The sequence below is a fragment of the Mesorhizobium yinganensis genome, assembly GCF_040081985.1.
GTDB classification, from domain to species: domain Bacteria; phylum Pseudomonadota; class Alphaproteobacteria; order Rhizobiales; family Rhizobiaceae; genus Kumtagia; species Kumtagia yinganensis.
Genome location: NZ_JBEBMH010000007.1, coordinates 160,099 through 179,823, shown reverse-complemented (window position 1 = coordinate 179,823; position 19,725 = coordinate 160,099). Strand labels below are relative to the sequence as shown.

Genomic DNA, 19,725 nt, shown 5'->3' with positions numbered 1-19,725 from the left:
AGAAAAATGGCCCACGCCTTCACCGCGGCGGACGCGACCAGCCACGGCGCCAACCAGCCGGACCTGGATACGCCGGAAATCCGGCAAGCGTGCATCGACCTCGCCGCCTGTTTTCGCATCGCCGCGCGACATGGGCTGGAGGAAGGCATCAGCAACCATTTTTCCGGGCTGGTGCCGGGCCATGACGACCTGTCCCTGGTCAATTCCTACGGCTACGCCAGCCGCGAGATCACGGCGTCGAGCCTGCTGATCTGCGATTTCCATGGGTATGTGGTCGCAGGCGAGGGTCATCCGGAAGCGACCGCGCATCCACAAGAACCTGGCGCGCGCCCGCGTCGCCTTCCGCACGCACGTGCCCTATGCGACGGCGCTGACGATGACCGAAGACGATCCCCTGATCTTCGTCGGTCAGACTTCGTTGAAATTCTACGGCCGTACGGCAGTCGATCGAAACTAGACTGGCCTGGCGCTCGACGAGCGCAAAGGCGACCGCATCGCCGCCTCGATCGGCGGCGCCGACATCGTTTTCATGAAACATCATGGCGTGATGGTGCTCGGGCGGACCATCGCCGAGGCCTGGGACGATCTTTAAGCGCGCCGCGCAGGTTCAGTGCCCGGCGCTGTCGACCGGAAGGCAGGTACATCCGATCGATCCGGCGATTGCCGAAGCCGCGTACCGGCAGATTTCCAACGGTTCCAAATGCTTATCGTTGCGTCCCAGAACCCCCAACGCTTAGCTCTTTCCATGGGCGCCGGTCCGAAGGCAGGCCGTAGAGACCTCGCGGAACCTACAATCGCTCGATGGTCAGCCCGCCATCGGCATGGATCACTGACCCTGTCGCGAAGGAAAGCTCCGGCCCCGCGAGCATCTTGATGGCGCGCGCGACATCCTCGGCCTCGCCCCAGCGTTTGGCCGGAACCAGCCCGTCGGCGATGCGTCCGTCGTAGCGCGCGGCGACGCTGGCCGTCATCGGTGTGCGGATGATGCCGGGGCGCACCTCGAACACGCCGATGCCGTGCTCGGCCAGCCTCAGCGCGAACAGTTTCACCAGCATCGGCAGCGCCGCCTTGGACAGGCAGTAGTCGCCACGTTCGACCGACGCCATTGTGGCGCTGACCGACGACACGGTGACGATGGCCCGGCCCTCGCGCACTGGTGCATTCAGCATCCGCCGCGCGACTTTCTGCGTCAGGAAAAACGTCCCGCGCAAATTGATGCCGAGAATGAAGTCGAAGGCTTCCGGCGTGACCTCCAGCAGGTCTCCGCGCACTTTAGCCGGCACGCCTGCATTGTTGACCAGCACGTCGATCGGCCCGAGTGCTGCCTCGATCTCGTCTATCACGCGGTCATGCGCGCCGCTGTCGGCAAGGTCGCCGGCGACTATGTGCGCCGCGGGCGCACCGAGCGACTTCAGTTCCGCCACGAGCGACGGCGCATCGTGCACCGTCCGGTCCATGATGCCGACGGCCAGCCCGGAGCGCGCAAGTTCCCTCGCTGTCGCCAGGCCGATGCCGCTGCATCCGCCGGTCACAAGTGCTACGCGCGCCAAACCCATATCCGTTCCATGATTGAATGCCGACAATCATTCCTAGAGGGTTTTCATAAAACTTGCGCGCTCTATTTCCTCGTGATCGCGGCCGGTTCTAAAACCTTAAAACCGTCGATTGGGCGTCGACCCTCGAAGCGAAACCGCAGGGGACAGTTTACTTTCTTTCGGCAGAAAGGCTACGGCAGTCCAGAAGTTGCGCGGGCCGAAAAAAGTAAACTGTCCCCGGCACTTGGTTTTGTGCGGAGCCCGATGCAAGCCGCCTGGCGTCAGGAATTCTGCAGCCTTGTCTCTGTGACGGCACCGCCGTCCATCGACGCCTTGGCCATCACAGTCATGATCTCGGCCACAGCGAGGGCCGCGATTACTGCCGGACGCTTGTCCTTCACCGCATCGCCCCCGATCGGCGACACTAGCCGTGCGAAAGCGGAGTCCGTTCCGCCCGCAGTCTTAAAATACCAGTTGCGGAACGTCGCCTTCTTGGTCTTGGAACCGATCATGCCGACATAGGCCGCGTCGTCGCGTCCCAGCGCCTCGGCGACGATCAGGAAGTCCAGCGCATGGTCGTGGGTCAGCACGACGAAGGCGGAACCAACGGGTGCGTCGCGCACTGCGGCTTCCGGCATTGCCGTCAGTCTGGTCTCGATGCCGGACGGCATGCCCTCCAGCGCCTCGGCGCGGCTTTCCACAACGATCATCCGCAACGGCAGCAGCGAAAAGGCGGCCGCCAGCGCCTGCCCGACATGCCCGCCACCGAACACATAGACATGCGGCAGCCGCGCCTCCTCGGTCTCCACCGTCGCCAGCAGGTCTGCCTTCAACTCTGCGTCCACCTGCCTGATCGACACGTCGACCCGCCCGCCGCAGCACTGCCCGATCTCGGGACCGAGTGGGATTGAGAGCAGGGTTTCCCTCCCCCTTGAGGGGAGGGTCCGGCCAAAGGCCGGGGGTGGGGTCATCGCGGCAGTGCTCGGTATTTCTTCTTGCGACGTCGAGCTGGCAGGTCGGCGCACTGCCGCGGCGACCCCCTCTGTCGCCTTCGGCTTCGGCCCTTCGATATTGCTCCGGGCGCTCGTCGTTGAGAAAGCCAAATCGTTGGCTTTCTCTCGGCCTTCGGCCGATCTCTCCTCGCCCCTCTCAAGGGGGGAGAAACCTCCGCGCAACATCATCCGCGCCTTGTCGATCGCCATGTATTCGAGCTGCCCGCCGCCGATCGTGCCGAAGATCGCGGTCTTCGACACCAGCATCCACGCGCCCTTCTCGCGCGGCGTGGAGCCTTTCGCCGACGCGACCTCGACAAGGGCAGTTGCCGGCCCGTCGAGGAATGCACGCAACTCTTTGGCGATCGATGCCATGGCCCTTTATACCAGAACTCCTAGCCTTTAGCCTCGGCCTTCAGCCGCTCGATCGCCATCAGCACCCGCTCGGGCGTGGCCGGCGCGTCGAGACGCGGGCAGATCTTGTGTCCGGCGACGCTGGCCACTGCATCCGAAAGCGCCTGCAGCACCGAGATCCCGAGCGGCAAGGGCGGCTCGCCGACGGCCTTGGAGCGGTGGATGGTCGGCTGATAGGCCTCGGACCAGTCGGTCAGCTTGACATTGAAGATTTTCGGCCGGTCGGAGGCAAGCGGGATCTTGTAGGTCGAAGGCGCATGCGTGCGCAGCCGCCCCTTGCCGTCCCACCACAATTCCTCCGTCGTCAGCCAGCCCACGCCCTGGATGAACCCGCCCTCGACCTGGCCGATATCGATCGCCCGGTTCAGTGAGCGGCCCGTGTCGTGAAGAATGTCGGTGCGTTCGACGACATATTCGCCGGTCAGCGTGTCGACCGACACCTCCGAACAGGCCGCGCCATAGGCGTAATAATAGAAGGCGTGGCCCCGGCCCTTGGCCCGGTCCCAGTGGATCACCGGCGTCTTATAGTGGCCGGCGGCAGAAAGCTGGATGCGCGCGATATAAGCCTGCTTGACCAGGTCGGCGAAAGGAATCTCCTGGTTGCCGACCCGCACCCGGTTGGGCAGGAACACCACCTGGTCGACCGGCACCTGATACCATTCCGCGGCGAAATCGGTGAGCCGCTGCTTGATCTGCCGCGCCGCGTTCTGGGCGGCCATGCCGTTCAGGTCGGCGCCCGAGGAGGCCGCCGTCGGCGCGGTGTTCGGCACCTTGGCCGTCGTGGTCGCCGTGATCTTGACCCGGTCGAGGTCGATCTGGAATTCCTCGGCCACCACCTGCGCCACCTTGAGATGCAGGCCCTGGCCCATCTCGGTGCCGCCATGGTTCATGTGCACCGAACCGTCGCTATAGACATGGACCAGCGCACCGGCCTGGTTGGATTCGGTTTTGGTGAACGAGATGCCGAATTTCACCGGCGTCAGCGACAGGCCGCGCCGGATCACCCGGCTGTTGGCGTTGAAGGCGGCAATCTCGCGCCGCCGCCTGGCATAGTCGGCGCTCTCTTCAAGCTCGGCGACGATGCGGTGGATGATGTTGTCCTCGACCTTCTGGTGATAGGGCGTGACGTTGCGCTCGCCGGTCGCCCCCATCGGGTCGTAAAAATTCAGTTTGCGGATTTCGAGGGGGTCCTTGCCGACGGCGAACGCCACCTCCTCGATGACGCGCTCGGCGCCGACCATGCCCTGCGGGCCGCCGAAGCCGCGGAATGCGGTGTTGGACACGGTGTTGGTGTAGAGTGGCGCCGACTTGGCGTGGACCGCCGGGAAGAAATAGGCGTTGTCGCAATGGAACAGCGCCCGGTCGCCCACCGGCCCCGACAGATCAGCAGAAAAGCCGGCGTTCAGCGCGAACATATAGTCGACGGCGAGGATGTTGCCCTCGTCGTCGAACCCAATGTCGTAGTCGATGGCAAAGTCGTGCCGCTTGCCGGTGGCGGTCATATCCTCGTCGCGGTCGAGCCTGATCTTGACGGCGCGCCTGTGTTTCTTGGCGGCAATCGCGGCAATCGCCGCGCATTGATTGGCCTGCGTCTCCTTGCCGCCGAAACCGCCGCCCATGCGGCGCACTTCCACGGTCACCGCATGGCTGGGCACGCCGAGCACATGGGCGACCAGATGCTGTGTCTCGCTCGGCCCCTGGGTCGAGCAATAGACGATCACCTCGTCGTCCTCGCCCGGCACCGCCAGCGAGATCTGGCCCTCCAGGTAAAAATGGTCCTGGCCGCCGAGTTTCATGCGGTTCTTGATGCGCCGTGGCGCAGCCGCGATTGCCCCCGCCGCGTCGCCACGCTTCAGCGTCAGCGGCGTCGTCACCTGCCGGTCCTTCTCGGGATCGAGGCCCCAGATGTCGATGACGGCCGGCAGTTCCTCGTATTCTATCTTCGCCAGCCGCGCAGCGCGGCGCGCCTGCTCGCGTGTGTTCGCGATGACAGCAAAGATAGGCTGGCCGTGGAACTGCACCTTGCCTTCGGCAAACACCGGATCGTCATGCATGCCGCTCGGCGAGATATCGTTCTCGCCGGGCACATCGGCATAGGTCAGCACATCGACGACGCCGGGAGCGGCCCGCACGGCCGAAAGATCGATCTTGCGGATCGTGCCATGCGCCACATTCGCCAGGCCGAGGCCCGCATGCAGCGTACCCGCCGGCTCCGGCATGTCGTCGATATAGATCGCCTCGCCGGTGACATGTTTGTGCGCCGAATCGTGGCGCACGTCGGTATGCACCGCGCCCGCGATCTTTTGTGCCTTGAGATCGGGAGAGGTATGCTTGTTCATGGATGCATCCTCCTAGGCTTGCGTTCCTTCGCACCCCCCTCTGTCCTGCCGGACATCTCCCCCTCAAGGGGGGAGATTGGCAGTTGCGACAGCACCGCTACTCCTGCAACGCTGGCGGTTAGCGAGCCCAAAGCGGTCAGCCAATCTCCCCCCTTGAGGGGGAGATGTCCGGCAGGACAGAGGGGGGTGCGAGGAAGCGCTAACTGCCGCATGTCCGGAACAATCTTCATCACGCCGCCCGCCCGACCTGCACCGGCGCCTTTGTCCCGCTGGTCTCGATCAAAAACCGCCTCAGCAGGTTCTTCGCCGCCAGCATCCGGTAGGCGGCCGTGGCGCGCATGTCGGTCAGCGGCGTAAAATCCGTTTCGAAGGCCGCAATCGCCGCCTCGACCGTCTCTTCCGTCCACGGCTTGCCGATCAGCGCCGCCTCCACCGCGAAGGCCCGCTTCGGCGTTGCCGCCATGCCACCGAAGGCGATGCGGATCGCTGCAACCGAGCCGTCACGCGCGACCGCAATCCGGAAAGCCCCCAATGTCGAGGTGATGTCCTCGTCGCGCCGCTTGGATATCTTATAGACGGCGAATTTCTCGCCGCGCACCGGCAAGGGAACGGTAACGCGGTCGACGAATTCGCCCGGCTGCCGGTCCTGCTTGCCATAGGCGATGAAAAAATCCTCAAGCGGGATCGTCCGCGACTTCGACCCGCGCCTGAGCGTGAGCCGCGCGCCCAGCGCAATCAGCGGCGGCGGCGTGTCGCCGATCGGCGAGCCGTTGGCGATGTTACCGCCGATGGTCCCCATGTTGCGCACCTGTTCGCCGCCGATGCGGTTGACCAGCGCGCCAAGCGCCGGGATGCGCTTCGCCAGCAGGGCGAACGCCTCAGTATAGCTGACGCCGGCGCCTATGCTGATCGCGCCGTCGGCCTCGGAAATCATCTTCAACTCGTCCAGCCCGGCGATGAACACAGCCGGCGCGATGTCGCGCATCTGCTTGGTCACCCACAGCCCGACATCGGTCGAGCCCGCGACCACGGTCGCCTTCGGCTCGTCCTTGTAGAGTTTTGCGAAATCGTCCAGCGAGGCCGGAACGACCAGCCGTTTCCTGCCCTCGCCGATCTCGACTCGGCTCCCGTCCTTCAGCGCCGTGAGCCGCGCGATAATAGCCTTTCGCTCGGCCATCAGCGGGTCCTTCGCCACCTTTCCATAGGTAGAGATAGCGCGCGCCGCGCGCATGATCGCCTCGTAGCCGGTGCAGCGGCAGAGATTGCCCTGCAGCGCCTTTTCGATCTCGGCGTCGGACGGTTTCGCGGACTTCATCCACAACCCGTAGAGCGACATTACGAAACCCGGCGTGCAGAAACCGCATTGCGAACCGTGGAAATCCACCATCGCCTGCTGCACGGGATGCAGATTCCCGTCGTTGCCCTTCAGGTGCTCGATGGTGACCACATGCGTGGCGTCCAGCGAGCCGACGAAACGGATGCAGGCGTTGACGCTTTCATAGACGAGTTTTCCGCCGGAAAGCCGACCGACCAGCACGGTGCAGGCGCCGCAATCGCCTTCGCCGCAGCCTTCCTTGCTGCCGTAGAGCCGCCGCTCCAGCCGCAGCCAGTCAAGCAGCGTCGCGTCCGGCGCGACATCGCTCAGCGAAACGTCCTTGCCGTTCAGGATGAAGCGGATTTCGGTCCTGGGTTTCACCTTGGCCACGGTCAGCTTCCCCTATAGGTGGAATAGCCGTAGGGCGAAATCAACAGCGGCACGTGGTAATGAGTCTGCTCGGCCATGCCGAAACGGATCGGCACCTGGTCAAGGAATGCCGGATTGGGCAATGCCGTGCCGGCGGCGCGCAGATAGTCGCCAGCGAAGAAGATCAGCTCGTATTGCCCGGTCTTGAAGTCCGCACCTTCGAGCAGGGGCGCGTCGCAGCGGCCGTCGGCGTTGGTCTCGACCGTCTTCAGCAGCCGATGCGAATTGCCCGAAACGCGGTAGAGCGCGATTTTCAGGCCGGCCGCCGGCTTGCCGGATGCGGTGTCCAGCACATGGGTCGTCAGCCGCCCGCCTTCCGCCTTCGCCATTCGGCCTCCCTCCAGGGTACGTTCCCGTGCGATCATGAATTGTGCGGCAATTAAAGGCCATGCATAAGTCCCGGTGAAGCGGAGCGCCACAAAAAGACTTTCAAATTTTTTGGGGGGATGGCACGCGCGCCGCCTTCGATATCCTTCGGTCAAAAGAGGAAACGCCTGGGGCAATGAACCCGAAACGCTATGTCAGGGATATGCGCGGCTACGGCGCGAACCCACCCGATCCGAAATGGCCGGGCGGCGCCCATGTCGCCGTCCAGTTCGTGGTGAACTACGAGGAAGGCGGCGAGAACAGCGTGCTGCATGGCGACGCCGCCTCGGAGGCTTTCCTGTCCGAGATCACCGGCGCTCAGCCGTGGCCCGGCCTGCGCCACTGGAACATGGAATCGATCTACGAATATGGCGCCCGCGCCGGCTTCTGGCGGCTGCACCGCATGTTCACGCAGGCGAACGTACCGGTCACCTGCTACGGCGTCGCTTCCGCGCTCGCCCGCTCGCCCGATCAGGTCGCCGCCGTGCAGGAGGCCGGCTGGGAAATCGCCTCTCACGGCCTGAAATGGATCGACTATCGCGACACCTCAGCCGACGACGAGCGGGCTGATATGGCCGAGGCTATCCGGCTGCACGCGGAAGTCACGGGCGAGCGTCCGACCGGCTGGTACACCGGCCGCACCTCGATCAACACGGTAAGGCTGGCGGCGGAAGAAGGCGGCTTCGCCTACATCTCCGACACCTATGACGACGACCTGCCCTATTGGCTGGACCATGACGGCCACGGCAACCCGATCCCGCCGCAACTGATCATCCCCTACACGCTCGACGCCAACGACATGCGCTTCGCCATTTCGGCCGGCTATACCAATGGCGATCAGTTCTTCGCCTATCTCAAGGACGCCTTCGACACGCTCTACGCAGAGGGTCAGGCCGGCCGCCCCGGCATGATGAACATCGGCCTGCATTGCAGGCTGGTAGGCCGCCCCGGCCGCGCGCTGGCCCTCAAGCGTTTCATCGACTACGTGCAATCGCATGAGCGCGTCTGGCTGCCGCGCCGCATCGACATTGCCCGCCACTGGCGCGAGACGCATCCCTACCAGGCACCGGCGCTCCGGCCCTCGCGCATGGCCCGTGACGAATTCGTGCAAAAATTCGGCGGCATCTTCGAGCACTCCCCCTGGATCGCCGAACGCGCCTTCGAGTTCGAACTCGGCCCGGCGCATGACAGCGCCGGCGGCCTGCACAATGCGCTCTGCCGCGCCTTCCGCTCGGCCAGCGAGGACGAGCGCCTCGGCGTGCTGAACGCCCATCCCGATCTCGCCGGCAAGCTGGCGCAGGCAAAGCGCCTGACAGCGGAATCGACCTCGGAGCAGGCCAGCGCCGGCCTCGACGCGCTGACCGACGCCGAGCGGCAGAAATTCACCGAACGGAACACCGCCTATGTCGAAAAGTTCGGTTTTCCCTTCATCATCGCGGTGCGCGACAACACCAAGGCCGGCATTCTGCAGGCTTTCGAGACACGCATCGCCAGCGACCGCGCGACCGAATTCGCGACTGCCTGCAAGCAGGTCGAGCGCATCGCCCGCCTGCGCCTGAACGACCTTCTGCCTGTCTGAGGGATAAACCATGACCGCTCGCAGCTACTACGCGCCAAGGGGCGGTCTGCCGCCGCAGACGGACCTCATCACAGACCGGGCGGTCTTCACCGAGGCCTATGTCGTCGTGCCGCGCCGGGAGTTCAGCGACATCGTCGCGAGCTATCTGCCCTTCTGGGACAAGACCCGCGCATGGGTCATCGCCCGCCCGCTCTCCGGCTTCGCAGAGACGTTTTCGCAATATGTCATGGAGGTGCTGCCGGGCGGCGGCAGCGACCGGCCCGAACCCGACAAGGGCGCCGAGGGAGTGATCTTCGTCGTCGAGGGCGAAGTTACGGTGACCCTCGCCGGCGAGGCGCACCGCATGACGCCGGGCGGTTACGCCTTCATCCCGCCGGGCAGCGACTGGACCCTGCGCAATGCGGGGCAGGCCCCCGCGCGTTTCCACTGGTTCCGCAAGGCCTACGAATTCGTCAACGGCCTCGAACCGCCCCAGGCTATCTTCGCCAACGAGCAAGAGATCGAACCGCTCGCCATGCCGGACACCGGCGGCCGCTGGGCGACCACCCGCTTCGTCGACCCCACCGACGTCCGCCACGACATGCACGTCACCATCGTGACCTTCGAGCCGGGCGGCGTCATTCCCTTTCCGGAAACGCACGTCATGGAACACGGCCTCTACGTGCTGGAGGGCAAGGCGGTCTATCGGCTGAACCAGGATTGGGTGGAGGTCGAGGCCGGCGATTTCATGTGGCTGCGCGCCTTCTGTCCGCAGGCCTGCTACGCAGGCGGCCCGGGAAAATTCCGCTACCTGCTCTACAAGGACGTGAACCGGCACATGAAATTGGGCGGTTTTGGCGTGAGGTCGTGATGCTGGCGTTCCTTCCCACCCCCCTCTGTCCTGCCGGCCATCTCCCCCTCAAGGGGGGAGATTGGCAGCTTCGTTGCCACCGCCCCATCTCTAACGTAGACGGTTGGCGAAACCAAAGCGGCCAGCCAATCTCCCCCCTTGAGGGGGAGATGGCCGGCAGGCCAGAGGGGGGTGCGAACGAGCGCCGACTTTACTCGCAAGGGGTCGCCGCATGACCCGCATCATCACCGCGAAACCGCTCACGCGCGAAAACTTCACCGCCTTCGGCGAGGTCATCGAAACCGGCACGACCGACAACCATTTCCCGATCAATGGCGGCAGGGCCGAGCGTTTTCATGCACTGGCAACGGCGGATGCCACAGGCCCGAACGCCTGCGTGCTGATCTCGACCGTGCGCGGCACGCCCTATGAATTCCCGCTGACGCTGACCATGGTCGAGCGCCATCCCTTCGGCAGCCAGGCCTTCATCCCGCTTGGCGCGCGGCCGTTCCTGGTCGTCGTCTGCCATGACGAGGGGGGAAAACCCGGCACGCCGCATGCCTTCCTCGCCGCACCCGGCCAAGGTATTAACTATCCTCGCAATTCCTGGCACGGTGTACTGACGCCGATCGGCGAGCCGCAGGATTTTGCCATTGTCGATCGCGGTGGAGACGGCAATAATCTGGAAGAGTTCTTCTTCGACGAACCCTACGAAGTCCGGCTGCCAGCCTGACCATCACCACTGACCATCACCGGGTGAGGCCATGACCGACGTTTCGCTGATCGACCGGCTTCTCGACGTGATCGAGGGTGACATCGTGCCGAAGACAGCCGAGGGCGTCACCCACGGCAACAAGCTGTTCGGCGCCGCCATCCTGCGCAAGGACGACCGCTCGCTGGTCATCGCCGAGACCAACAACGAGACGGAAAACCCGCTTTGGCACGGCGAAGTCCACTGCCTGAAGCGGTTCTATGAAATGCCGAAGGCCGACCGCCCCGACACCAGGGATTGCCTTTTCATCGCCACGCATGAGCCTTGCTCGCTCTGCCTCTCGGCCATCACCTGGACCGGCTTCGACAATTTCTACTACCTGTTCAGCCACGAGGATTCGCGCGACAGCTTTGCCATCCCGCACGACCTGAAGATTTTGAAGGAGGTCTTCACCCTCGGCCCCGGCGGCTACAACGCCGAGAACGCCTACTGGAAAAGTTTTTCGATCCGCCGGCTGGCGCGCGCGCTTCCCGACGCCGACCGTGAACGCTTGGAATCCCGCATCGCCGGCATCTCGCGGCGCTACGACAGCCTCTCGGCCGTCTATCAGGACGGCAAGACGGACAATGATATCCCCTTGAACTGATCTTTTCGCCTCGCCGGAGTACCTCCGGTTCAGCCGCGCAGGCCTTTCGATGCAACGACTTGCCGTTTGCTTTATTCACTGATGGCAAACAGGCAACGAGGGCGCCGACATGGCCGCGCATTCGGGATCGAAGACCGTCATCTACGCCGCGCTCGCGGGCAATTTCCTGATCGCCGCCACCAAATTCGTCGCCGCCTTCTTCACCGGCAGTTCTGCCATGCTGTCGGAAGGCGTGCATTCGCTGGTCGACACCGGCAATGGCGGCCTGCTGCTGTTCGGCATGCATCGCGCCGCGCGCCCGGCCGATCGCACCCATCCGTTCGGACATGGCCGCGAACTCTATTTCTGGAGTTTCATCGTCGCGCTGCTGGTCTTCGCGCTCGGTGCCGGCGTCTCATTCTACGAAGGCGTCATCCACATCCTCGAACCGGAACCGATCCGCAATGTCAGCGTCACCTACATCGTGCTCGGCTTGTCGATGCTGTTCGAAGGTTTTTCCTGGTTCGTCGCGCTGAAGGAATTCCGCATCACGAAGGGCCGGCTCGGTTACATCGAGGCGGTCCGGCTGAGCAAGGATCCCAGCGTCTTCACCGTGCTTTTCGAGGACAGCGCAGCCCTTCTTGGCCTCGGCATTGCATTCGCGGGCATCGTCGCCTCGCAGATCTTCGAAATGCCCGAACTCGACGGCGTCGCTTCGATCGGCATCGCCGTCATTCTGGGTCTAACGGCCATCTTCCTGGCGCGCGAGAGCAAGGGCCTGCTGATGGGCGAGGCCGCCCTGCCGGAAATGCAGGAGGCCATCCTCGGGATTGCGCAGGCCGACCCGGCTATACGCGGCGCCAACGGTGTCATCACCGTGCATCTCGGCCCCAACCAGATCGTCGCCGCCCTCAGCCTCGAATTCGAGGACCATGCCAGCGCTCCCGACATCGAAGCTTGCGTGATCCGGCTCGAGACGACGGTCCGCACCGAATTGCCGGAGGTCGTTGCCTTGTTCGTCAAGCCCCAGACACCGGCCACCTGGCAGGAGCGCCGCGCGGCCCTGGCGGATTGAAGCCGGGCAACCAGTTGAGGCCGACCTAGCCTCGGCTCAAGTCAGGAACGGCTTAGCCCGCATCGTTTCAGGCACCGGTACACCCAGCCGCGTCAGCACACTCGGCGCAAGCTGCAGCTGATCCAGCAGCACGTCCGACGCCAGCCCCTCGCCGCCGCCGAAATAATAGAGCGCCACGTCCTGCATCTCCTCGTCATGGCCGCCATGGTGGCCGCGATGCGTCTGCCCATGGTCGGCGGTGACGATCACCTCGTAGCCCGCGTCGCGCCAGCGTGGCAGGAACCCGGCAAGCGCCGAGTCGAGATAGTAGAGCGCATTGTCCATCTCCACGCAGTCCTGGCCATAGCGGTGGCCCATGGAATCCACCGTGCAGGTGTGCAGGATGCCGTAGTCGATGCCCTTGACCTCGGCCAGCCGCGTCAGCGTGGCGAACAGGTCGACGTCGCTTGGCGTCATCTGGTTGGTGTGGTTGTAGCCGGTCATGGTGTGGAACCGGCCATGCGTGATCGGCCCTTTGGGCTCGTCATATTCGATATCGCGCACAGGATCGAACGGATAGCGGTTGAAGAATTCCGACCAGTAGGAATGCGTCACCGCGCCAGTCTTGCCGCCGGCCCTCGTCACCTCGGAGAAAATGTCGGGCTGGCTCACCCTCATCCGGAACTCGTTGGAGGTCACGCCATGCACCTGCGGCGAAACGCCTGTGTGGATCGAGGCGTAGCAGCACGCCGAAGTCGACGGCAGCACCGAGCGCATCCGCCATTTGCGCGCCTCGCCGGACTGCACCCAGCCTTCAAGATTACCCATGAACGGCTTCCAGTTTCGCCAGGGCAGGCCGTCCAGGATGATCAGCAGAAGTTTTGAGGACAGGGGCATGGGCGTTCCGAAATGAATTCAGGACGTCTTCAACGATAGAACAGCCGCGCTTTCAACGCCCCTTCCACACCGGATCGCGTTTTTCAGCAAAGGCGCGAAAGCCTTCCTGCCCATCTTCCGAAGCGTAGAGTTCGTCGACGGTGCGGAATTTGCGCTTGGTGATCCAGTTCATCGCGTCTTGGAAAGTCATGGCCTCCGCCTCGCGCGCCACTTCCTTGATCGAAGCGAACACCAGCGGCGGCCCGGAAGCGAGCAGCCGCGCGATCTCCCACACGCGGTCCTCAAGCTTGTCCTTGGGCAGCACCTCGTTGACCAGCCCCCAGCGATGCGCCTCCTGTACATCCATCCAGCGGCCGGTGAGCAGCAGGTCCATGGCGACATGGTAGGGGATGCGCTTCGGCAGCTTCACCGTCGCCGCATCGGCGAGCGTGCCGGCGCGGATTTCGGGCAGGGCAAAACTCGCATGATCGGCGGCGTAAATCAGGTCGCAGGACAGCGCCAGTTCAAAACCGCCGCCGACCGCCATGCCGTTGACGCAGGCGATCACCGGCTTGTTCATGTCGCGCAGTTCCTGCAGCCCGCCGAAGCCGCCGACGCCGTAGTCGCCGTCGACCGCGTCGCCGCCCGCCGCCGCCTTCAGGTCCCAGCCGGCCGAGAAGAACTTGTCGCCGACCGTCTTCACGATTCCCACCCGAAGCTCGGGATCGTCGCGCAGGGCACGGAACGTCTCGCCGAGCAGCCGAGAGGTTTTCAGGTCGATGGCGTTGGCCTTCGGCCGATCCAGCGTAACTTCGAGGATCGCGCCCTCGCGGCGGGTGGTGATGAATTCGGTCATGAAATGGCTCCTGCGTCTCCCTCCCCCTTGAGGGGAGGGTGGCCGGGCAAAGCCCGGCCGGGTGGGGTCATAGCGGCAGCGCGCGACTTCATCTTGTGGCGGCGCGGAGCCCGGAGGTGCCTTCTGCGGCAACCCCCTCCGGTCGCTTCGCGACCACCTCCCCCTCAAGGGGGGAGGAAACAACCATCAACGCATCCGCGACCCAGGCGCCCTGCCCTTCGGCGCAGACGATCAGCGGATTGATGTCCAATTCGTCGATCTCATCGGCATGCGCGAGCACGAAACCCGCCAGGCTTTCGATCGCTCCGATCGCCGCGGCCATATCGGCCTTCGGCCGGCCACGAAACCCGTCAAGCAACGGGAAAAGCTTCAGCCCGCGCAACGCCGCCTCGATCTCGGCCCGCGACGCCGGCAGCAGCAAAGTCGCTGAATCCTTGAGAAGCTCAACCAGCACGCCGCCCGAGCCCAGCGTCATCACCGGCCCGAATAGCGGATCGCGGGTAAAACCGACGATCAGTTCCGCCACACCGCCCTGCACCATGCGCTCGACATAGAGCCCGCTGCCCAGCGGCAGCAGCGAACCGGCTGCCTCTCGGACGGACTCCACGTCGCGCAGGTTGAGTTTCACCGCGCCCGCTTCCGACTTGTGTGCTACGCCCATCGCCTTCAGCGCGACCGGAAAACCCAGCGCCTCGGCGGCGGCCTCGGCCCACGCGATGCTTGCCGCGCGCCGGCCGGCCGGAACGGAGACACCGGACTTGGCGAGAAGCGATTTTGCGGCGGCCTCGTCGAGCGTTCCCTCCCCCTTGAGGGGGTCCGAAGGACGGCCCGAAGGGCCGGGTGGGGTCGCTGCGGCAGCACGAGAGACAAAGGCGGCGCCTTCTGAGAGTACCCCCTCCGCCCGCTTCGCGGGCACCTCCCCCTCAAGGGGGGAGGACCTTCCCCATGCCTCGCCGATCGTCGCCGCCGCTTCCGCCGCGTCGAGCGCCTCGGCAATGCCGTAGAGCGGCACCATGCCGCGCGCCATCAGTTTCGGCGCATAGTCCTCCGGTAAGTTCTCCGGCAGAGAGGCCAGCACCGCGCCCTTGGCGCCATGCGCCTTCAGCCCGCTTTCGAAGGCCGCCAGCGTCGTCCACCAGTCGACATCCGAGCAACGGTCGCGGCGCGGAAAGTCCAGCACCAGGATGTTGAGGTCGAACCCGCCCGACACCATCGCCCCGAAGGTCGCGGTCATGGCCGGTTCGTTGTTCCAGATGAAGGTGTGGTAGTCGAGCGGATTGGCCACCGCCACCAGCGGCCCCAGCGTGGCTTTCACCCGCGCTCGATGTTCATCGGTCAGCGGCGGGAAAAACACCTTTCGACCCTCGGCGCTGTCGGCCATGACGGACGCCTCGCCGCCGGAACAGCTCATCGACGAGAGCCGGTAGCCGCCGAGCGGCCCATGCGCGTGCAGCAGCTTCAGCGCCTCCAGGAAGGATGGGATCGAGTTCACCCGCGCGATGCCCAACCGTTTCAGGAAAGCGTCGGACGCCGCGTCCGACCCGGCGAGCGAAGCAGTATGCGACACCGTGCCGGCGCGCGCCTGCTCGGAACGGCCGATCTTCATGGCAACGATCGGCTTTTTCAGGTCCCGCGCCCGTGCCGCCAGTCTTTCGAACCCGTCGACCTTGTCGAACGCCTCGATATGCAGGCCGAGCACCGAGACGCGGGAATCCTCGATCAGCCCCAGCGCCATTTCAGACAGGCCGGTCTGCGCCTGGTTGCCCGCGGTCATGATGTAGGCGACAGGCAGGCCCCGCGCCTGCATGGTCATGTTGATGGCGATGTTGGACGACTGGGTGATGATGGCGACGCCGGTCGCGCCGTCCTCCAGCCTGATGCCGCCATGCTGGTCGGGCCACAGCAGTGCGCCGTCGGCATAATTGATCAGCCCGTAGCAGTTCGGCCCGATTACGGCCAAGTCGCCGGCCGCTTCCAGCAGCGCGTCTTGCAGACCGTCGCCCTCGGGATCGTAATGACCGGTTTCGCGAAAGCCCGAGGCGAAACACACCGCGCCACCAGAGCCCTTTTCGCGTAGCGCCTTTACCATCTCGATGGTGAGATGCCGATTGACGCCGATGAAGGCCGCGTCCGGCGCGCCGGGCAGTTCGGCCACGGTCTTGTAGGCTTTTACGCCCTCGACTTCCGTCTTGCTTGGATGCACCGGCCATATGTCGCCGGCGAACCCCATCTTCAGGCACTGTTTCACGACATTGGTGCCGAACGCGCCGCCGCCGATGACGGCGACGGATTTCGGCCGCAGCATGCGTTCGAGGCGGTTCATCTTTTCCCTCCCCCTTGCGGGGAGGGTGCCGCGCGCAGCGCGGCGGGTGGGGTCGGTGACGAAATGTGAGGGGCTGACAGGCGTCGGCCCGCTGCCGCACCGACCCCACCCGACCGCTTCGCGGCCGTCCTCCGGACCCCCGCAAGGGGGAGGGAAATCTGCATCAACCCGCTCATCCGCCCACCGCCCTCAGCAGCGCACGCGAAATGATGTGCCTCTGGATTTCGCTCGTCCCCTCCCAGATGCGCTCCACCCGGGCGTCGCGCCAGATGCGCTCCAGCGGCAGGTCGTCCATCAGTCCCATGCCGCCATGGATCTGGATCGCCTCGTCGGCGACATAGGCCAGCACCTCGGTGGCCTTCAGCTTGGCCATTGCCATGTCCTGGTCGGTCACCGTCCCCTGGTCGTATTTCCAGCCGGCCTCGAACACCATCAGGTCGGCGGCCTTCAGCTCGGTCGCCATGTCGGCCAGTTTGAACGACACGCCCTGGAATTTGCCGATCTGCTGGCCGAACTGTTCGCGCTGCGCGGCATATGCGATCGCATGCTGAAGCGCGCGTTCGGCACGGCCGAGACAGGTGGCGCCGACCTGCAGGCGCGTCGCGCCGAGCCAGCTGTTTGCGACCTCGAAACCCTTGTGGACCTCGCCGAGGACCTGCTCCTTCGGCAGCCGGCAGTCGTCGAATTCCAGCACCGAATTGGTGTAGCCGCGATGCGACACGTTGCGATAACCCTCGCGGACGGAAAAACCTTTCGTGCCCTTGTCGACAAAGAACGCCGTGATCTTTTTCCGTTTTCCCCGCGAAGAGTCCTCCTCGCCGGAGGCCATGAAAACGATGGCGAAATCGGCGAGGTCGGCATGGCTGATGAAGTGTTTTGTGCCGTTGAGCACGAAATCATCGCCGTCCTGTACGGCACTCGCCTTCATGCCGCGCAAGTCTGACCCCGCCCCCGGCTCGGTCATGGCGAGACAATCCCACTTCTCGCCACGGATGCATGGGAACAGGTATTTTTCGCGCTGTTCCGGCGTGCCGGCGAGCAGGATGTTGGAGGGACGCCCCACGCAGGTCCAGTGCAGCGCATAATTGGCGCGGCCAAGTTCCTTCTCGTAGAGCAGCCAGGTCACCGTATCGAGCCCCGCGCCGCCGACATCCTCGGGCATATTGGCGGCATAGAGCCCAGCTTCCATCGCCTTCGCCTGCAGCTCCTTGATGAGGTCCATGCGAAGATGGCCGGTGCGCTCAACCTCCCGCTCATGCGGATAGAGCTCGTTCTCGACGAAGGCGCGCGTCGTCTCGACGATGAGTTTTTGTTCCTCGGAAAGGCCGAAATTCATGGCGTCGCTCCCGGGGACAGTTTACTTTTTTCCGCGGAAAGGCGGCGAGGCATCAATGCTCGTGCAGGCGGAAAGAAAGTAAACTGTCCCCTGCACTCTTCCCGAAGAGCGAAATTCATCGCTTCAGCCTTTCTTGCTGGCCTTCGCCGATGCGGCCTTCTTCGGCTTATCAGCTTTTGCCTTGGCGGCGGCCTGCGAGACCTTTGCCTTCGCCGCCTTGCCGAGCTGCTTGACGTAGCTGTTGTGCAGTTCGCCCGCGCCCCAGCCCTTGCCCTTTTCGGCCTTGGCCAACGCTTCCATGATGCCGACCAGATTTTCGTCGCGGATGCGCTCCAGTTCGCGGATCGACCATCGGCCGGACTGGTCGTCGGACTGCGTGGCGATCAGATCGACCAGTTCCTCGTTGAATTCCGGCACGTCCATCAGTTTTGTCCATGGCCAAGCAAGCGCCGGGCCGAACTGGGCCATGAAATGCCGCATGCCGGCCTCGCCGCCGGCGATGCGATACGTCTGGAACATGCCCATCTGCGCCCAGCGCAGGCCAAAGCCGTAGCGCATGATGTCGTCGAGTTCCTCGACCGTGCAGATGCCGTCCTTGACCAGCCACAGCGCCTCGCGCCAGGCGGCCTCCAGCAAGCGATTGCCGACGAAAGCGTCGATCTCCTTGTTGATCACGACGCATTTCATCCCGATCGAGGTGTAGGCCTCGCGCGCCCGCTCGACGAAGCCCTTGCTGGTCTTCTCGCCGGGCACGATCTCGTTGATCGGCAGCAGGTAGACCGGGTTGAACGGGTGCGCGACGAGGAAACGCTCAGGATGCTTCATGTCCTTCGCCATGTCGGTCGCCTTGAAGCCGGACGTGGACGAGCCGATCAGCGCGTCCGCCGGCGCGGCGGCCTCGATCTCGGCCAACGTCTTCAGCTTGAGATCGAGCCGTTCCGGCACACTTTCCTGAATGAAGTCGGCGCCCTTGACCGCGTCCGCGATGGACGCAGTGAAGGTCACCCTGCCTTCCCTCGGCAGGCCTTTGGTCGCCATGCGCTTGTAGGCGCGGCGCGCATTTGCCATCACCTCGTCGACCTTGCGCTTGGCCTCGGGGTGCGGATCGAACACCGCGACGTCGATGCCGTTCAGCGCCAGCCGCGCGATCCACCCGCCGCCGATGACGCCGCCGCCGATGGCGGCTGCTTTCCTGATCGTGTTCATGCGGATGGTCCTTATGCCGCCTTGGCCGCGACGGGCGCGCGCTTGGTCAAATTGAGCTTCCCGCGCACCTCATCCGGCCCGAGCACCCGCGCGCCCATATTCTCCACGATCGACACCGCCCGCTCGACCAGTTGCGCATTGGTCGCCAGCACGCCTTTGTCGAGCCACAGATTGTCCTCCAGCCCCACGCGCACATTGCCGCCGGCCAGCGCAGCCGCCGCCGCATAGGCCATCTGGTTGCGCCCGATGGAGAAGGCCGACCACGTCCAGTCCGACGGCACATTGTTGACCATCGCCATAAACGTGTTGAGGTCGTCCGGCGCCCCCCACGGCACGCCCATGCAGAGCTGCACCAACGCGTCGGGCTTCAAGACGCCTTCCGACACCAGTTGCTTGGCGAACCACAAATGCCCGGTATCGAACGCCTCGATCTCCGGCTTGACGCCCATCTCGGTCATCATGCCGCCCATGGCGCGCAACATCCCTGGAGTATTGGTCATCACATAGTCGGCTTCGTTGAAATTCATCGTGCCGCAGTCGAGCGTGCAGATTTCCGGCAGGCACTGGCGCACATGCTCGACGCGGTTCGACGCGCCGCCCATGTCGGTCCCCTTCTCGGCGAGCGGCAGCGGGCTCTCGACCGGACCGAACACCATGTCGCCGCCCATGCCGGCCGTCAGGTTCAGCACCACGTCGACATTGGCCTCGCGGATGCGTTCGGTCACTTCGCGGTAGAGATGCACGTCGCGGCGCGGCTTTCCCGTCTCGGGGTCCCGCACATGGCAGTGGACGATTGCCGCCCCAGCCTTGGCCGCGTCGATCGCCGAGTCGGCGATCTGCTTGGGCGAACGGGGCACATGCGGGCTGCGGTCCTGCGTTCCGCCCGAACCGGTGACGGCACAGGTGATGAAAACCTCGCGGTTCATTTCGAGCGGCATG

The 19,725-nt window shown here is 64.6% G+C and carries 16 protein-coding genes and 1 pseudogene; 6 read left to right on the top strand and 11 right to left on the bottom strand.

The window, feature by feature from the left end; genetic code table 11:
* Positions 1–6: 6 nt before the first annotated feature.
* Positions 7–695 (top strand): annotated as a pseudogene (locus ABMA59_RS15755) (aldolase); the annotation flags it as partial.
* 93 nt (positions 696–788) lie between these two features.
* Here the strand turns inward: ABMA59_RS15755 and ABMA59_RS15750 are convergent.
* The 5 genes from ABMA59_RS15750 to uraH form a co-directional block, all read right to left on the bottom strand.
* The gene (locus ABMA59_RS15750; RefSeq protein WP_349006313.1) at positions 789–1,556 is read right to left on the bottom strand and encodes a 3-ketoacyl-ACP reductase; all 768 of its coding nucleotides are present in this window, start codon (positions 1,554–1,556) and stop codon (positions 789–791) included.
* A gap of 260 nt (positions 1,557–1,816) precedes the next feature.
* Positions 1,817–2,902, bottom strand: coding sequence for a xanthine dehydrogenase accessory protein XdhC (gene xdhC / locus ABMA59_RS15745; protein ID WP_349006312.1), 1,086 nt, complete (start codon positions 2,900–2,902; stop codon positions 1,817–1,819).
* Positions 2,903–2,922: 20 nt separating this feature from the next.
* On the bottom strand, positions 2,923–5,280 hold the full coding sequence (gene xdhB, locus ABMA59_RS15740) for a xanthine dehydrogenase molybdopterin binding subunit (protein WP_349006311.1): 2,358 nt from the start codon (positions 5,278–5,280) through the stop codon (positions 2,923–2,925).
* Between the two features lie 229 nt (positions 5,281–5,509).
* Positions 5,510–6,985 (bottom strand): xanthine dehydrogenase small subunit, encoded by a 1,476-nt coding sequence (gene xdhA, locus ABMA59_RS15735; RefSeq protein WP_349006310.1) that lies wholly within the window; start codon positions 6,983–6,985, stop codon positions 5,510–5,512.
* Positions 6,986–6,987: 2 nt separating this feature from the next.
* Positions 6,988–7,353: a hydroxyisourate hydrolase gene (gene uraH, locus ABMA59_RS15730; RefSeq protein ID WP_349006309.1), complete on the bottom strand. Its 366-nt coding sequence runs from the start codon at positions 7,351–7,353 to the stop codon at positions 6,988–6,990.
* A gap of 173 nt (positions 7,354–7,526) precedes the next feature.
* Here uraH and puuE point away from each other — a divergent pair, with 173 nt between their 5' ends.
* The 5 genes from puuE (at position 7,527) to ABMA59_RS15705 (ending at position 12,210) form a co-directional block, all read left to right on the top strand.
* Positions 7,527–8,969, top strand: coding sequence for an allantoinase PuuE (gene puuE, locus ABMA59_RS15725; RefSeq protein WP_349006308.1), 1,443 nt, complete (start codon positions 7,527–7,529; stop codon positions 8,967–8,969).
* Between the two features lie 10 nt (positions 8,970–8,979).
* Positions 8,980–9,819 carry a bifunctional allantoicase/(S)-ureidoglycine aminohydrolase gene (locus ABMA59_RS15720; protein WP_349006307.1) on the top strand — a complete coding sequence of 280 codons (840 nt, stop codon included), beginning with the start codon at positions 8,980–8,982 and terminating at the stop codon, positions 9,817–9,819.
* A gap of 211 nt (positions 9,820–10,030) precedes the next feature.
* The gene (locus ABMA59_RS15715) at positions 10,031–10,531 is read left to right on the top strand and encodes an ureidoglycolate lyase (protein WP_349006306.1); all 501 of its coding nucleotides are present in this window, start codon (positions 10,031–10,033) and stop codon (positions 10,529–10,531) included.
* Between the two features lie 31 nt (positions 10,532–10,562).
* On the top strand, positions 10,563–11,156 hold the full coding sequence (locus ABMA59_RS15710; protein ID WP_349006305.1) for a nucleoside deaminase: 594 nt from the start codon (positions 10,563–10,565) through the stop codon (positions 11,154–11,156).
* Positions 11,157–11,265: 109 nt separating this feature from the next.
* Positions 11,266–12,210, top strand: coding sequence for a cation diffusion facilitator family transporter (locus ABMA59_RS15705; RefSeq protein ID WP_349006304.1), 945 nt, complete (start codon positions 11,266–11,268; stop codon positions 12,208–12,210).
* Positions 12,211–12,246: 36 nt separating this feature from the next.
* Here the strand turns inward: ABMA59_RS15705 and ABMA59_RS15700 are convergent, their stop codons facing one another.
* From ABMA59_RS15700 to bcoG, 6 genes are all read right to left on the bottom strand, one after another.
* The gene (locus ABMA59_RS15700; protein WP_349006303.1) at positions 12,247–13,086 is read right to left on the bottom strand and encodes an alkaline phosphatase family protein; all 840 of its coding nucleotides are present in this window, start codon (positions 13,084–13,086) and stop codon (positions 12,247–12,249) included.
* 52 nt (positions 13,087–13,138) lie between these two features.
* Positions 13,139–13,921, bottom strand: coding sequence for a carnitinyl-CoA dehydratase (locus tag ABMA59_RS15695; protein WP_349006302.1), 783 nt, complete (start codon positions 13,919–13,921; stop codon positions 13,139–13,141).
* Positions 13,922–14,009: 88 nt separating this feature from the next.
* Positions 14,010–16,244 (bottom strand): acetate--CoA ligase family protein, encoded by a 2,235-nt coding sequence (locus tag ABMA59_RS15690; RefSeq protein WP_349006301.1) that lies wholly within the window; start codon positions 16,242–16,244, stop codon positions 14,010–14,012.
* A gap of 172 nt (positions 16,245–16,416) precedes the next feature.
* Positions 16,417–17,580: an acyl-CoA dehydrogenase family protein gene (locus tag ABMA59_RS15685; RefSeq protein WP_349006300.1), complete on the bottom strand. Its 1,164-nt coding sequence runs from the start codon at positions 17,578–17,580 to the stop codon at positions 16,417–16,419.
* A 123-nt stretch (positions 17,581–17,703) separates the two neighbouring features.
* Positions 17,704–18,786, bottom strand: coding sequence for a 3-hydroxyacyl-CoA dehydrogenase NAD-binding domain-containing protein (locus ABMA59_RS15680; RefSeq protein ID WP_349006299.1), 1,083 nt, complete (start codon positions 18,784–18,786; stop codon positions 17,704–17,706).
* 11 nt (positions 18,787–18,797) lie between these two features.
* Positions 18,798–19,724: a 3-dehydrocarnitine:acetyl-CoA trimethylamine transferase BcoG gene (gene bcoG / locus ABMA59_RS15675; protein ID WP_349006298.1), complete on the bottom strand. Its 927-nt coding sequence runs from the start codon at positions 19,722–19,724 to the stop codon at positions 18,798–18,800.
* Between the last annotated feature and the right edge of the window lies 1 nt (position 19,725).